This is a genomic window from Ensifer adhaerens (assembly GCF_002007205.1).
Classification (GTDB): Bacteria; Pseudomonadota; Alphaproteobacteria; order Rhizobiales; family Rhizobiaceae; genus Ensifer; species Ensifer adhaerens_D.
The window spans coordinates 596735-611115 of record NZ_LAZS01000005.1 but is presented as its reverse complement, the minus strand read 5'-3'; the positions used below and the strand labels follow the sequence as shown (position 1 = coordinate 611115).

At 61.6% G+C, this 14381-nt stretch carries 18 protein-coding genes; 9 read left to right on the top strand and 9 right to left on the bottom strand.

Annotated elements, in window-relative coordinates:
* The first annotated feature begins 14 nt into the window (after positions 1-14).
* Positions 15-470, top strand: coding sequence for a hypothetical protein (locus XB14_RS06790; RefSeq protein ID WP_077960880.1), 456 nt, complete (start codon positions 15-17; stop codon positions 468-470).
* 149 nt (positions 471-619) lie between these two features.
* On the opposite strand, the gene XB14_RS33735 is transcribed toward XB14_RS06790, so the two are convergent.
* The 4 genes from XB14_RS33735 to XB14_RS06775 all read right to left on the bottom strand — a co-directional run bounded on the left by XB14_RS33735 (position 620) and on the right by XB14_RS06775 (position 2931).
* A complete protein-coding gene (locus XB14_RS33735; protein WP_268802269.1) occupies positions 620-751 on the bottom strand; it encodes a hypothetical protein in 132 nt (43 codons plus the stop codon).
* A 113-nt stretch (positions 752-864) separates the two neighbouring features.
* On the bottom strand, positions 865-1101 hold the full coding sequence (locus XB14_RS06785; protein ID WP_077960879.1) for a hypothetical protein: 237 nt from the start codon (positions 1099-1101) through the stop codon (positions 865-867).
* Between the two features lie 211 nt (positions 1102-1312).
* Entirely contained in the window at positions 1313-1957 is a 645-nt protein-coding gene (locus tag XB14_RS06780; RefSeq protein WP_077960878.1) for a VIT1/CCC1 transporter family protein, read from the bottom strand.
* A gap of 83 nt (positions 1958-2040) precedes the next feature.
* Positions 2041-2931: a LysR substrate-binding domain-containing protein gene (locus tag XB14_RS06775; protein WP_077960877.1), complete on the bottom strand. Its 891-nt coding sequence runs from the start codon at positions 2929-2931 to the stop codon at positions 2041-2043.
* A 112-nt stretch (positions 2932-3043) separates the two neighbouring features.
* On the opposite strand from XB14_RS06775, the gene XB14_RS06770 reads away from it, so the two are divergent.
* The 6 genes from XB14_RS06770 (at position 3044) to XB14_RS06745 (ending at position 7213) form a co-directional block, all read left to right on the top strand.
* Positions 3044-3322, top strand: coding sequence for a hypothetical protein (locus XB14_RS06770; protein ID WP_077960876.1), 279 nt, complete (start codon positions 3044-3046; stop codon positions 3320-3322).
* Between the two features lie 99 nt (positions 3323-3421).
* Positions 3422-3625 carry a hypothetical protein gene (locus XB14_RS06765; protein ID WP_043619754.1) on the top strand — a complete coding sequence of 68 codons (204 nt, stop codon included), beginning with the start codon at positions 3422-3424 and terminating at the stop codon, positions 3623-3625.
* A gap of 255 nt (positions 3626-3880) precedes the next feature.
* Entirely contained in the window at positions 3881-4486 is a 606-nt protein-coding gene (locus XB14_RS06760) for a hypothetical protein (RefSeq protein ID WP_077960875.1), read from the top strand.
* Positions 4487-4924: 438 nt separating this feature from the next.
* Positions 4925-5929, top strand: a complete 1005-nt coding sequence (locus tag XB14_RS06755) for a GlxA family transcriptional regulator (RefSeq protein ID WP_034788530.1) — start codon at positions 4925-4927, stop codon at positions 5927-5929.
* A gap of 154 nt (positions 5930-6083) precedes the next feature.
* Positions 6084-6683 (top strand): YdeI/OmpD-associated family protein, encoded by a 600-nt coding sequence (locus tag XB14_RS06750; RefSeq protein ID WP_077960874.1) that lies wholly within the window; start codon positions 6084-6086, stop codon positions 6681-6683.
* An 11-nt stretch (positions 6684-6694) separates the two neighbouring features.
* The gene (locus XB14_RS06745; RefSeq protein ID WP_143348267.1) at positions 6695-7213 is read left to right on the top strand and encodes a hypothetical protein; all 519 of its coding nucleotides are present in this window, start codon (positions 6695-6697) and stop codon (positions 7211-7213) included.
* 75 nt (positions 7214-7288) lie between these two features.
* Here XB14_RS06745 and XB14_RS06740 read toward each other — a convergent pair whose 3' ends face one another.
* The 5 genes from XB14_RS06740 to XB14_RS06720 all read right to left on the bottom strand — a co-directional run bounded on the left by XB14_RS06740 (position 7289) and on the right by XB14_RS06720 (position 12208).
* Positions 7289-7771, bottom strand: a complete 483-nt coding sequence (locus XB14_RS06740) for a VOC family protein (RefSeq protein WP_077960872.1) — start codon at positions 7769-7771, stop codon at positions 7289-7291.
* A 124-nt stretch (positions 7772-7895) separates the two neighbouring features.
* On the bottom strand, positions 7896-9188 hold the full coding sequence (locus XB14_RS06735; protein WP_234803994.1) for a diguanylate cyclase: 1293 nt from the start codon (positions 9186-9188) through the stop codon (positions 7896-7898).
* Positions 9189-9465: 277 nt separating this feature from the next.
* Positions 9466-10311, bottom strand: a complete 846-nt coding sequence (locus XB14_RS06730) for a response regulator (RefSeq protein ID WP_077960870.1) — start codon at positions 10309-10311, stop codon at positions 9466-9468.
* 191 nt (positions 10312-10502) lie between these two features.
* A complete protein-coding gene (locus XB14_RS06725) occupies positions 10503-11570 on the bottom strand; it encodes a cyclic nucleotide-gated ion channel (RefSeq protein WP_077960869.1) in 1068 nt (355 codons plus the stop codon).
* 239 nt (positions 11571-11809) lie between these two features.
* A complete protein-coding gene (locus tag XB14_RS06720; protein ID WP_077960868.1) occupies positions 11810-12208 on the bottom strand; it encodes a GFA family protein in 399 nt (132 codons plus the stop codon).
* 185 nt (positions 12209-12393) lie between these two features.
* Between XB14_RS06720 and XB14_RS06715 the strand changes: the two genes are divergently transcribed.
* Both XB14_RS06715 and XB14_RS06710 read left to right on the top strand, forming a co-directional pair.
* Positions 12394-12810 carry a nuclear transport factor 2 family protein gene (locus XB14_RS06715; RefSeq protein ID WP_077960867.1) on the top strand — a complete coding sequence of 139 codons (417 nt, stop codon included), beginning with the start codon at positions 12394-12396 and terminating at the stop codon, positions 12808-12810.
* A gap of 151 nt (positions 12811-12961) precedes the next feature.
* Positions 12962-14371, top strand: a complete 1410-nt coding sequence (locus XB14_RS06710; protein ID WP_077960866.1) for an adenylate/guanylate cyclase domain-containing protein — start codon at positions 12962-12964, stop codon at positions 14369-14371.
* Positions 14372-14381 lie beyond the last annotated feature (10 nt).

The window sequence follows — 14381 nt, the reverse complement described above, 5'->3', positions numbered from 1 at the left end:
GCTGAGTTTTTGAGATGATGAAGACACTGGCCGGCAGGACGATAGAGGAGTTTCGCAGATGCGCGTTCTACATGGATGGAGAGCTTCTGGCTGAACACGTCCTACTGTTTTTCAAAATCGAGAGCTCTTGGTACTCCATCTCGTTTTCCGATGGTGAAATGACGTTTCGACGACAACAGGAAGAACCGCAACTGAGCGAACGCGATGGCTTTGACACGGACTTTTCCTACCCGGTTTTCACCGTCGATTCGCTCAGCAAATATGCAGGCAGAGAAGTACGCTCCACCTCGCTCTATATCGCTAAAATCCCGACCAGAGATCTTTTTGGGATTTATGTATCATACGGCGACAACGGGTTCAGCTTTCTCGATGAAGCGAACGGCGATTATAGCTATCTTCAGGATGGTACTCTCGATACCACCGATGACAGCTTTGAACTGCTGAACCGGGATCTCTACCTGGAAATCTGAGGCGACTATTAGTGTCTGCTTCGGGCCGACATGGTCCTTGGGAACGCACGACTGTGCGGGGTAGTTCAAGCCCTTCAATCTGACGCATGGACCGGCGCCGACGACTCCATGAATTGGAGCGCCGGCTGCGATTGGCCTGGCGAAGGGCCTTAGGCGAAAACCGCGCCGATCGCGGCCATGGCGAAAGCCGCCTTCAGGTCGCGGCCGGTGACGGTCTTGTGCCTGGAATCGTCGCCGAGCGCCCTCACCCTCAAAGGCAGCGCCTCGGTTTCCTTGGGCAAGGTACGCGGCGCCTCGTCCGGTAGGTTATCGAGAATCCTCTCGTGGGCGCGGGGCAGCGAGGGTCATCAGGTCAGCCGTCACACCGGGCTCCGTATGACGTCATGCGAAGATTTCACTCAGCCGCGAATTTCACCGTCACGCCGCGCTGACGGAAGTATGCCTGCATCAGCTTCCGGCCAGAACGGTTGTTCTGCACAAGCTTGGTCGGGTCGAATACGGCTTCCTTCAAACCTGCCCGCGCCAACGCTGCCTTGAGGGTCGCGATATGCAGGTCGATGTCGGCATTATCAGCCTGGAGCGATTCATAAATGCGGTTGGTTGCATCTGCTACGGTCGGTTCGCTCACGATTACACTCCTGTTGCTGTGTGGTTGGCGCTCGCCACATTCGTCGGCCTGACCCTATTGTGAAGAAAAATGCCCGCGTCAATGGGTGACGATGGATTGGAGCATCGCGTCCACTTTCGAAAATGCGGCACCGGAAGCCGACCAGCAACCAGCCCCTCGGTCGAGACCGCACAGCCGCCTCTCGGATGGCTCCAGTCGCTCCATCTGCCTCCAGCTATCCCCCGAGCGCGATCGTGACGGCCACCAGCACCGCACCGATCGCGGCCATCGCAAAGGCCATCGGCCAGGGGCTGCGGCCCATATACTGCCCGAGCCGCGCGCCGATGATGAAGAGCATGACGAGTGCGATGCCGTTCGACAGGCGCATGGCGAGGCCGACATTGTCGGTCAACAGAAACGGAATGCTCGGCGGCAGCGTCGAGATGGCGACCAGCAGGAAGATGGCAAAGGCGGCCTTCAGGTCGCGGCCGGTGACGGCCCTGTGCCGGGGATCATGACCGAGCGCCCTCACCCTTAATAGCAGCGCCTCGGTCTCCTTCGGCGAGGATACGCGGCGCACGTCTTCAGGCAGATTGTCCAGAAACATCTCGCGGGCGCGCTCCAGCGGCTCGTGCCGGAGCGCCTCGATGAAGCCATGGCGCCGCGTCCGCTCGACCGCCGTCGCCAGCACATACATGACGCCGTCGACGATGCCCCAGGCGAGGTTGCAGCCGAAGGCGGCGACGAGCACCGCCCTGACCCCGCCCTCTTCCCCGGTGACCGTGCTCATCGTCCCGGTAAAGGTGAGCGCCATCAGCAAGCCGAAGATGATCTCCGACAGCCGGTCGATCGGGTCAAGGATGGCGCGCTCATCGCTCAAGGCCGTTCACCTCGCACCCTTCGGCCAGGAGAAATGGTGACGGGCACGGGCATTAAGAAGCCGGACCGCAAACGATGCCCCTCTTACTGCGCCTGCAGATCGGCGAAGGCGTCGCGCACATGGTCGGCAACCGCCAATACCGGGGCCGGAGCATCGCTGATCACCTGCAGGCCGATATTGTAGTGACCGAGATCCGGCAGGCCGTCGCGCTCGCCGAGCTGCACCATCTCGCCCTGGACGAGGTAGCGCGGCAGCGGTGCGATCGCGAGACCGGCAAGCACGGCGGCGCGCTGCCCGGTGGTATAGGCGCTGAGGAACGCGATGCGGAACTTGCGCCCCGCCCGTGCCAGCTTTTCCACCGCGTCCGCCCGCCAGACGCAGCCGTCTTCCCACATCGACACCGGCAGCGGGTCCTTGAGGTGCGCGCTGCCGCATTTGGCGCCGGCCCAGACGAGCTTCTCCTGCATCAGGATTTCGCCGTTGCGCGGCGTCCCTTCGGTGAGGCTGTTGAAGATGGCGATGTCGAGCCGATGCTCGTCGACCTTCTTGCGCATGGCGTTGCTCATGCCGATCGAGACGTCGATGGTGACGTTCGGATAGGATTCGGCAAAGCGCTTCAAAACCTCCGGCAGGATGCGCTCGCCGACATCTTCCGGCGCCCCGACACGCACGACGCCGTTCATATCCGGCAGCAGGAAGCGCGACACCGTCTCGTTGTTGAGCGACAGCAGCCGCCGGGCAAAGCCGAGCAACGTTTCGCCCTTCGGCGTCAGCGTCACCGAGCGAGCGTCACGCAAAAAGAGCGTGCAGCCGAGCATTTCCTCAAGCTTCTTGATCTGCATCGAGACGGCAGACGGCGTACGATAGACGGTTTCGGCGGCGGTGGTGAAATTGCCGGTCTCGGCAATCGCGACAAAGGTCTTCAGCACATCCATTTCAAGAAGCGGAAGCGCGTGTCGCAGCATCATGTTCATGGCGGCATCCTCGATCAGAAAAACTGAATGATTAGTTCACTTCATTTCGTTTGATTGAACATCAGCAATGACCGATAGTCAAGCTCAAGGACGAGGAAGGAAGGAGAAGCCCATGTCCACCGCAGCCCTCGTTATCGCCGCTTCGAAGAGTTCCCTCCGTAACAGCCAGCTGCCGAAGGCAGTGGTAAAAAAGGAGCATAGCAGGAGCAACGACATGGTCCTCAACGCCCTTACCCAAGTGATCGCCGTCCTCGACGGCGTAGTCCGGCAGCGACGCGAAAAACAGGTCGCGCGAAATCGGGTGGAAGCCCGGCGCGAACTTGCCAAACTGCCAAAGAGAGTCCGTGACGACGTGATGTTTGCGGACCCGCTAATCAATCACCATGTTTGATGAGACGCATCAAACATATTCGTTGGAATGATAAGTCAGGTTGCGGCATAACTACCATCGTGGTCGCGACCTGCTGAGACACTCAGAAGGAGCCATGAAATGTCCAACACTCATCTTTCATCGGCCTCGGAACGGGCATCCTCCCACTCGTCCCTTCCGGGTCTCTTCAATCTGCAGGTTCGTGCCTGGGCGGCGTGGAAGCGTCATCGCCAGGAACGGGCTCTCGAAAACCTGTCCTATGACACGCTGAAGGACATCGGCTTCCCGTCGGTGGACGACGCGGTGCATAAGACCGAACAATGAGCGACGGCGTGACCTGTCTCTTCTGAGCGTCACGGTCCGGATCGATCGAAGGGCGTCGCCGAGGAGGCGGTGCCCTTTTTCTTTGCGGTCAATGTATACCCACCTCCGGATGTGCGCTGCGTTGCGACTGCGAACCGCGCGCCTGGACCTCACGAACAAAACAACTGACCGGACGCTTCGGGTTCGATCGACCATTCAGGAACTTCGAACCCATTTGATCTAGGCTCCTGCTGCTTGAGCAAGGAGGAACCCCGTTTGACGGGCAAGGTACGCAAAGCAATCCAAGGTCTCGTCGATTCGTTGCTTCTTCGGCTTTCGAAGTCGATCAAGGTCGATGGCCTGTGGATCGGGACTTTCTGCGATGAAGATCAGCACAAGGTCTTATCGCGCGTCGAAAGCGCATTGGCTCTGATAAAGGCGAACGATGCCCAAAGGTACAGGCGCGTCATTGCGTCTTTCGATAGAATTTGGGTGAGCTACCTGTTCGGGGCTGTCGGGCAGTACACCCCCGAGCTGAAGAGATGCCAACTCGACCCGAAGTTTGTCTTGTCCTCACCCATCGAATTCGTCGCATCAACGATTGTCCATGAGGCGGCACACGCCCGGCTGTTGAAAGTCGGCATTCCCTACACGTACGAGAACCGCCATCGCGTGGAGCAGGCATGCATCCGGCAAGAACGGGCGTTCGCCAAACGGCTCCCCGGCGCTGAGGAACTGCGAAGGTGGCTTGACGAGAAGCTGCTTCTTGAGCCCGAAGTGTGGTCCAGGGAAGCTTCTTCCGCTCGCTTTCATGCGGCATTTGTGGAGCCGGGTAGCGGCTTGCCGGTATGGCTTCTCAGGTGGCTGATTAGAGCTAACTGAGGTCAAGTCTAAGTCGCCTGCCGGCAATCGTGAACCCCTAGTTGCCCGACAGGACCACGGTCCCACGACAAGAACTCTTCGTTCCCCCGCGAGGGCTCCCGACCGGTGTGCGGGTGACACCCTGTATCGACTTGTCTCTTACCGACACCCGCGATCGCCGCCAATAGCGTCGCAATCGGCAAACACAACCCTTACGAGCGCTTTGCAGATGTTGCGTATCTCTGGCAGTTCTTGTCCGATAGCGTCAACAGCGCTGTAAAAACTGTCGCTTTCCTTACAAAAGCCTGAAAGCGGGGCCGATCCGCCTTTTACCGCCCGATGTCGCAATGCGAAATCTCTTTGCGGTCGCTGCTATCCATGCGAATGTCGCAAACAGACAAGCCGAAGAGTATCTTCCAAGCGACGAATATACCCGCATCGCCAAGCATGGGAAGCCTCATGAACAAGCCACTGACCAAAAAGCGTTCTCTCGTCTTCTTCCTGGTGCCGAACTTTTCCATGCTGCCCTTTTCGGCGGCGATCGAAACGCTCCGCATCGCCAACCGCATGCTCGGCTACGAGGCCTATTCCTGGCGCCTCGCTTCGTCCGACGGCGAAAAGGTCCTGTCGTCGAGCGGCATTGCGCTCGAGGTCAATTCGTCGCTCGCCGACGAGCGCAAGTTCCTCGGCGGTGAAAACCGCCCCTCGATGGTGCTGGTCTGTTCCGGCATCTATGTCGAGGACTTCAACAACAAGTCGGTCAATGCCTGGCTGCGCGAAGTCTACAATCGCGGCGTCGCCGTCGGCAGCCTCTGTACCGGCGCCCATGTGCTGGCCTCCGCCGGCCTTCTGACCGGCAAGCGCTGCGCCATCCATTGGGAAAACCTGCCGGGCTTTTCCGAAAGCTTCCCGCAGGTCGACGTCTATGCCGACCTCTACGAGATCGACAGCAACATCTACACCTGCGCCGGCGGTACCGCCTCGCTCGACATGATGCTGAACCTGATCGACCAGGATTTCGGCGAGAGCCTCGTCAACCGCGTCTGCGAACAGGCGCTGACCGATCGCGTGCGCGGGCCGCATGACCGCCAGCGCCTGCCGCTGCGCGCTCGCCTCGGCGTGCAGAACGCCAAGGTGCTGTCGATCATCGAGCTGATGGAGGCAAACCTCGCCGAACCGCTGTCGCTCTTGGAAATCGCCGAGGGCGCCGATCTCTCGCGCCGCCAGATCGAACGCCTCTTCCGCCAGGAAATGGGCCGGTCACCGGCCCGCTACTACCTGGAAATCCGCCTCGACCGCGCAAGGCACCTGCTCATCCAGTCGTCGATGCCGGTCGTCGAAGTGGCCGTTGCCTGCGGCTTCGTCTCCGCCTCGCACTTCTCCAAGTGTTATCGCGAACTCTACAACCGCTCGCCGCAGCAGGAGCGCGCCGACCGCAAGCTGACGCTGCAGATGGCGCGGTAGAGTTCGACAAGGATCGGGAACAGGAAGGGCGGCACTTGCCGCCCTTTTTCGTTTCGTTGGTGACACTTCCACTTGTGATGCCTATGCGCTTGCACGCGCCGTCATTTTGGTTTGAATGGTCGGCGTTGCATGAGCGCGAGGAGCACGCCAGCCCATGGCCCCCGTCGAAATCGATCCCGCCAAGGTCCATGAGTTCAAGGACTTCCAGAGCTTCTACGACTGGCTTTCCGCCCACCATCTGAGCGAAACCGAGGTGTGGGTCAAGACGCACAAGGTCGGCTCAGGCCTTACCTCGATAACGCCCAAGGAGGCAATCGACGCCGTGCTCTGCTGGGGCTGGATCGACGGCATACGCAAGGGCTTTGACGACAGAAGCTTCTTGCAACGCTACACCCCGCGCGGCAAGAAAAGCATCTGGAGCAAGATCAACGTCGACAACGTCGCGCGGCTGATTGCCGAGGGCCGCATGACCGAGCACGGCCTCAGACAGGTGGACGCCGCCAAGGCCGACGGGCGCTGGGACCGGGCCTATTCCAGCGGCAAGGACATGACGATCCCCGACGACCTGCAGGCCGCAATCGACGCCGTGCCCGAAGCCCTCGAGATGCTTGGCAAGCTCAGCGCCCAGAACCGCTTCGCGCTCGCCTTCCGCACCCGCAACATGAAGACCGAGGCGGGGCGAAAGAAGAAGATCGCGACCTTCGTCGAGATGCTGAAGCGCGGCGAGACGATCTATCCGCAGAAGCTGAAGTAGAAGGCGCACGGTTGACCATGCAGAGAGCCCCCATCCAGCATTGCTTAGTTCTTCTGCTGGCGACAGTCCTGTGCAGCCATCCGGCTCGCGCGCAAGCGTTCGACGACTTGCGCGGATTTGAACTGGGACGCACTTTCGCCGAAGCCGAGCGCCACGCAAGAGAGCGAGGATGGACACTGAAGCAGCTCTCCCCCGCGCTTCCCGGCAGTTGGGTGGTCGAGGGAACGAACCTCGGCCTCTTGTCCTGCAACAACAGGATCGCGCTCATCGCCACCCATCAGGAGGGAGGACTTGACGAGTTCGCGATGATCGCAGGCGAACTGGGCACCCTCCAAAGAAAATACGGCAAACCGGAAACGCGGATCGTGACGCTCATGGTGGGGACGACTCGCGTCTCCTACGTCGAAGCCAGCTTCGCTGCCCCTTCGGGTGTCAATATACGCATTCGGCTCGACAACGCCGGCGGCCCATCAAAAATCCTCGCGAATTTCATCCTGGGTTCTGCCTGCCCCGGGGGACCCGCCCCCTGAGGCGCTGCAAGCAACGCATGAGCCCTCGCCGACGCTCGCTTCGAAACGGCTCTCCACAGACAATGGGCCGGGCCGCTATTCCTGCGCGTGAAACGCCCGCTCCAGTTCGGCGATATCGAGCTTGACCATCCCGAGCATCGCCTCCGTCGCGCGCTTGGCGCGCGCGCGATCGGAATGGGCGACCATGTCGCCGAGCGCGCGCGGCGCGATCTGCCAGCACAGCCCCCAGCGGTCGCGGATCCAGCCGCATTGCTCGGGCTCGCCGCCGTTTTCAAGGATCGCATTCCACAGCCGGTCGATCTCCTCCTGGCTGTCGCACTGGATCATGATCGAGAAGGCATGATTGAACGGGTCGAGCGGCCCGGCTTCGAGCGCCAGGAACTCCTGGTTACCAAGCATGAACTCGATGATCTTTACGCTGTCGGGCGGGCCGCTCGGGCTCTCCGCCGGCAGTGTCGAGATGCGGGTGATCGCCGAATTGGGAACGAGCGATACGTAGAAGTCGACGGCTTCCCGCGCCTCCTTCGCAAACCAGAGATTTGAAACAACAGACGTCATGGGTCGGCTCCTCTTCGCCCCGCTTGATCATGTGCGGGTAACCGAAGGACGTCCGACTTCGTTCCAAGCCGACAGGTGTCGCAGCGCTATTTCCAAGAAAAGCCTGACGGCCTCGCCCCGCCGCTTACGACGCGAGCGCGTCTAGCAGCGCGAGTTCCGAGATCACCCGGTTTCGCCCGGCATGTTTCGCCATGTAGAGAAACTGGTCGGCGGCGTGCAGGTAGTTTTCGAAGGCCTCGGAGCTTTCGATGGTCGCAAGGCCGATCGAAACCGTGATCGTCAGTTCCTCGTCATCGGCGACGATGCGGGATTTGGCCAGTTCGAGCCTCAGTGCGTCGCAGAAGGCAAAGGCGCGACGCACGTCGCAGCCGTTGAAGAGAATGCCGAACTCCTCGCCGCCGAGGCGGGCCAGCAGATGGTCTTCGCCGACGAGCGCTGCCAGGCGCTTGGCGACGTGCTTCAAGACGATGTCGCCGATCTCGTGGCCATAGGTGTCGTTCAGCCGCTTGAAATGATCGATGTCGAGCACGGCGATTGCGGTCGGCTCGCCGCGCCTGAGGCACTGTTCGACCAGCCGCGGGCCAGCAAGGAAGAAGTGGCGGCGGTTGTAGAGGTCGGTCAGATAGTCGCTCGCCGCCTGCCGCTGCAGCGTCTGCAGCCGCTTCTGCACGCCGGCGGCCTGGGCGATGCGGCCGTTGAACTCCGCCTCGAGGAAGGGTTTCTGGATGAAATCGGTGCCGCCGGCTTCGAGGAACCGGGCCCCGGCGCGCCGGTCACCGCTGTCGGAAAGGCCGATCACCGGCACAGCACCATCCCCCCGCCTTCGCTCGACCTCGGCCAGAAGTGCTGCCCCGGTCATGTCGGCGAGATCGAGATCGGTGACGACAAGATCGATCGCCTCGCCGCTGTCGAGCACCTGCAGCGCATCGGCGGCAGACGCGACCTCGCAGACAGAAATACGCTTGCGCCTAAGGATGCCGGCAAGCTCGTTGCGCGAGGCGGCATCGGAATCGGCGAGCAGCACCGTCGTCTTGCCATTGGTCAGCGCCCGATCGACCGCGCCGATCAGCAGGTTGATCGATTCCGGCTGATGCTTGATGACGCAATCGAGCGCGCCGCGCGACAGGATCGCCTCGCGCGTATTGTCGTTGAAGGCAGCGGTGAAGACGACGGCCGGCACCTGATTGTCGAGGATGAAGTCGAGCGCCTCGCAATTGGGCGCATCCGGCAGGTTGAGATCGAGCACTGCGAGCGAGAAGCTTTCCGGCCCCTGCTCCAGCGCCTCACGCAGCGCCGCGAGCGAACTGCAATGGGTGACGCGAATGCCGTGAACGGACTCAAGACCATATTTCAGCGCCGTCGCGAACATCCGGGAGTCTTCGACGAGCAGCATGCGCTTGTCGCTGTGCTTCTGCACAGAGTTCACCCGGCCCGGCGTGCGGCGCAATCTCACGTCCCTGCAACCCCTCTCGAGCCGCAGGCGTGCTTCCGGTTAAGGTGACGCTGGCTCCGAATACATGATTAAACCCGTCACGCCGCACCGGCCTTTCGGCCGGCGCGATTAGGTGTGACCGGGTTCCCCGCTCCTGTTGCGGCGGATTGAAGACCGATCGGATTGCAATTTCGTTAATGCAGCAACTTGGACGCGGGATTTCGCGCCATTTGCCATGAAATATTGGGGATTATTTTTCGTATCAGGCCGAAGCCTTCGCCGGAACCCCAACCTTTTCACTGAGCGTGCGGATCTTCGTCAGCGTGTCGAGGTTCTGGTTGACGCGGCAGTAGAACTCCTCGTTGACGAAGGGACGAACGACGAAGTCGTTGCCGCCGGCCTTGAGGAACCGTGCCGAGAGCAGTCGGTTGGTGGAGGAAGACACGCCGATGATGCGCAGCTGGTGCGGCCCGTAGGAGCTGCGAATGCGCCGCGTCAGCTCGAAGCCGTCGATATCGGGCATGTTGTAGTCGGTGATGACGAGGCCGATATCCGGATTGTTCTTCAGGATCTCGAGCGCCGCGGCACCGTTTTCGGCCGAGCTGGTGCGGAAGTTGTAGCGCTTCAGCTGCGTCGTCAACAGCGCGCGCGCCGTCGGGCTGTCGTCGACAACAAGCACATGATGCTTGTGGTTGGTAAGGAAGCGGCAGACCGATTCCGCCAGCATGTCGACGGCAAAGACGCTGTCCTTGATGACGTAGTCGACGATCTCCTTGGCGAGGATTTTTTCGCGCGTCGACTCCTGGAACGAGCCGGTGAAGACCACCGTCGGCACGCTCATATCGATCAGGTAGTTGAGCGCCTCGCCGTTTTCCGCTCCCGGCAGGTTGATGTTGGAGATGGCGAGCGACGCCGGAAAGGTCGCGTTTTCGACGGCGAACTGCAGGTCGTCATAGTCGCGGCAGACGATGACATCGATGTCGAACAGCTCTTTCAGCCGCTTCGAGACCATCGAGGAGAAGAGGTTGGAGTCCTCGGCAAGCACGATGCGGTGCTCGGCAAGGGATTCGCCGGAATAATACATTCCGGAAACGCCAAAAAATGACATTGAACGCCTATGTAAAAGAGTGTCCCCCTACAGCTCCGCGCGTTCTTCATGCCCGCCTAGTCGCTGTAACTTGCAGCCACCATGCTAGAGGAGAAAGGCTTTCTTCGGTGTTAATGAGCAGCGGCGAATTAACGAGACGCGGCGTGCCGGCTTGAGACGCCCGGCCGCCGTGACGCCGCCTTTTCTCATGTCTACGGCGCGCGCCCGCGCCGCGTCTCGGCCGTCTTGCGGATGACCTCGGCGATCTCCGGATTGCTACTCGACAGCATCTGGAAGTCCTCCGAATAAAGCGACAGCAGCGAGACCTCGGTGGCGGCGGTGACGGTTGCCGAGCGCGGCTCGCCCGTTATCAGCGCCATTTCACCGAAGAAGCTGCCGGGGCCGAGCTCGACCGGCGTCGGCGAAGAAGTGGCGATCGTCACGCGCCCCTCGACGATGAAGAACATCTGGTCACCTGCCTCGCCCTTGCGGCAGATGACGGCGCCCGCCGGCACCACCCTTGGCCGAAGCGCCCGGACGATCTCGACGAAGGCCGCCGAGCCAAGTTTCTGGAACAGCGGCACGGCTGCCACCAGTTGCCAGTTGCGCACGAAATCCTGTCGGCGCACTTCTTCAAAGAAGCCGGTCGCAAGGATGCCGGCCCAGAGCGCGAAGATACCGATGCCGCTCATCATCACCAGGCCGGCCAGCACCCGTCCGGCAAAGGTCATCGGGATCTCGTCGCCGTAGCCGGTGGTCGATAGCGTCACCACCGCCCACCACATGGCCTGGGGAATGCTGCCGAACTTGTCGGGCTGGATATCGCGCTCGATGAGGTAGGCAAGGAGCGACGCGCCGAAAAGCACGATGCCGAAGAGCGAGGTGACGCCGACGAGATTGGGCGCTGCGCGCGCGACCACCCGGCCAAGCAGGCGGAAGAAGGTGGAGTGACGAAGCGGCTTCAAGAGCCAGACGCCACAATAGAGGCTCTGGTCACGTGTGCTGGCAAAGAGGAATCCGGCAAGGGGCACGACGACGGCCAGCAGATCGATCGTGACTTCAGACACCGAGACCCGGCCAGCCCTTGCCCAAAGCGTAATCAGCGTATCGCTCAGTTGCAGGACATAGACAGCCCAGATCCCCGCAAGGAGCGCTTCGAGAGCAAGCCGCGCTCCGGCACCAAAGCTCGTCGCCGTCAGCGCCGCCACCGCCACGAGCCCGGCCGCCGCCAAAAGACCATTGGCAGCGTCTGATATCCTCAACAAAGGTCGTGCCGACATACACTCCCCCAGCGACCCGCCACCGCGCGGCCATCTCGACCGCCCGTGAGATCAACGCAGTAACGCTTTGATTTAAAGCACAATTCCATTCATTAATCGATGCTAAAATAAAGAAGCATCGAAATGAGGAGGCTGACCGCGCCAAAGCGCGACGCGATCTCCCGGATATCCGCCTTGGTCTTGGGTTTTTGAGCTTTCGCAGGTCGTTTTCGCAGGGCCGCTGCGCCCATTCACGCGACCTAGAAGCGCTCGCCGTCGGCTCTGGGCAGCCGATCTTCCTCGAACTGTTCTGCCCCCTCCACCGGCTTCAGCCAGGCCTCGCGGCGCTTGACCCAGAGTTCGTAGCTCGGCTTGAGCGGCGTCGGAGCTTCAGAGAGCATACCAAGCTTGACCTCCGCCTCCCCCGCATCGACCGAGAACACCCGCGAGCCGCACGCAGCGCAGAAGCACCGCCCCTGAAACTCGGCTGTTTCGCCGCTGCGCTCGAACTGGTCTGCGGGCCAGATGCCGTAGAAGGTAAAGGCCGAGCCGCTTTCCTTGCGGCAATCCATGCAGTGGCAGATGCCGACCCTGAGCGGGGCGCCGCGCATCGAAACCTCAACCTGCCCGCAAAGGCATTTTCCAGAAAGAATGGTCATGCGTCGTCCTCTGCTTTCATCGATTGCTCGAAGAACGGCGCACGTGGGCGCTGGGTTCCGGCGCTCCCGTGCGCCACGCCTTCGGCCGCACGGGCCGGCGCTCACGCCGGACAGGGCTCCCGTCCGGACGGAACCTTTCGCTCCCCCAGGTCTTCTGCCGGTAGTGCAAACGGAGGATACCAGCCATGGCGCATGCTGACGAACAGGAGATCATCGATCTCGAACAGGAATTCTGGCGGACCATCCTGGAGAGCGATACCGAGGCATCGGTAGCCATGCTGCCCGAGCGGTCGATCGTCGTCGGCGCGCAGGGGTCGGCGGTTCTCAGCCGGGACGACTATCGCAGGATGGCGGAACAGGCGGAAGGCTCCTGGAAGCTCAATTCATTCCGCCTCGACGATGTCAGCGTCATCTTTCCGCATGAGGACGTGGCCGTGATCGCCTACACGGTGACCGAAGAGATGGATGTCGACGGAAAGCCCCTGACCCTGAAGGCAGCCGATGCCACCACCTGGGTCCGCAAGGACGGTGGATGGCTCGCCTCCCTGCACACGGAATCGGTGCTTGGCGATCCCTTCGGGCGCGACCGCAAGGCGGCATAGCCTGCAAATGGCGCGATGCGCGGCACGGCCCATCCTTGGTGTGACTGAACGTTCCATCGCGGCGCGAACGACCGCTGCGCTCCGCCTTGCCCGTCAAATCGCCGCCGACAAGCCTCTGCACGACAGGCGATTTTCGGTATAAGATACCACCATGAGTGAAGCCCAGCCTCTCTTCGACATGCTGCGCCAAACCGTGCAGCCTGAAATCGTCGGCGTATTGGAGCGTTTTGTCCGGGAGGCGCCGGACCGCAAGCTCTGCCGTATCAATGCGCTCGCCTTTGCCGCCGAGCATCAGCTCGACGAGGAAAAGGCGATCGCCGCCTTCCTGCATGCCTCTCGCCTCGGGCTCTTTGAGCTGTCGTGGAACGTGCTCTGCCCGGGCTGCGGCGGTGTGCTCGACAGCAACACCTCGCTGAAGACCGTGCAGAGCGACACCTATACCTGCTCGCTCTGTGCTGCCGGCTACGAGCCGACACTGGACGAAATGGTGGAAGTAACTTTCACCGTGAACCCGCGGGTGCGCCATATCGAGGCGCACAACCCGCACGAACTGCCCCCCTTCGAATATTTCCGGCAGATCTACTGGGGCTCCGGCATCGAACTGCCGGAGGAGGATTACGAGGCGCGTATCGACGATTTCGTGCTGGAGGCGCTGGAGCTGCCGCCGGGAGAGAAGGCGGTGATTTCGCTGCAACTGCCGGCGGAATTCATCATCGTCTTCGAGCCGGTGACCCATGCCGCACAGTTCATCGACGTCAAGGGCGAGCCGACCAAGGAGCGGCGCACGCTGTCGCTGGTCTTCGACCGCGGCCACCGTCACGATGAAGCGCTGACGATGCAGCCCGGCCCCTTGCGCATCCAGGTGGAAAACCACACGGATGTGCGCACGCTCCCCTCGGTCTGCATCGCCAACGACACGCTGCACGATATCCTCGGGCAACGTCGACCGTTTCTGACGGCCAAGCGCCTGCTTTCCAACCAGACCTTCCGCGACATCTACCGCACCGACACGATCGACGTCGACCAGCGGCTGAAAATCACCAGCCTCACCTTCCTCTTCTCGGATCTGCGCGGCTCGACCGAGCTTTACGAGCGGGTCGGCGATCTCGCCGCCTTCGACCTGGTGAAGACCCATTTCAGCGTCGTCAACGAGATCGTCGCGGCGGAAGCCGGCGCCGTGGTGAAGACGATCGGCGACGCGGTCATGGCCACCTTTCCGACGCCGGACCGGGCGGTTGCCGCCGCCATGCGCATGCGCGAAGCGATGCGTGAGCTGAACGAGGCGCGCGGTGCGGAGGACCTGCTTTTGAAGATCGGCATTCACGAGGGCCCGTGCATCGCCGTCAACCTCAACGAACGGCAGGACTATTTCGGCCAGACGGTCAACATCGCCTCGCGCGTCCAGCATCTCGCCAGCTCGCGCGAGATCTTTGCCACCGGCTCGGTGCTCGACGACCCGCGTGCATCGAGCCTGCTTTCCGACCGCGGCCTCAACCCGCAATCGCACAATGTGGCGCTCAGGGGCATCACCAACGAGATCAGCATCTTTTCGATCCCGTGAGCCCGCCGAA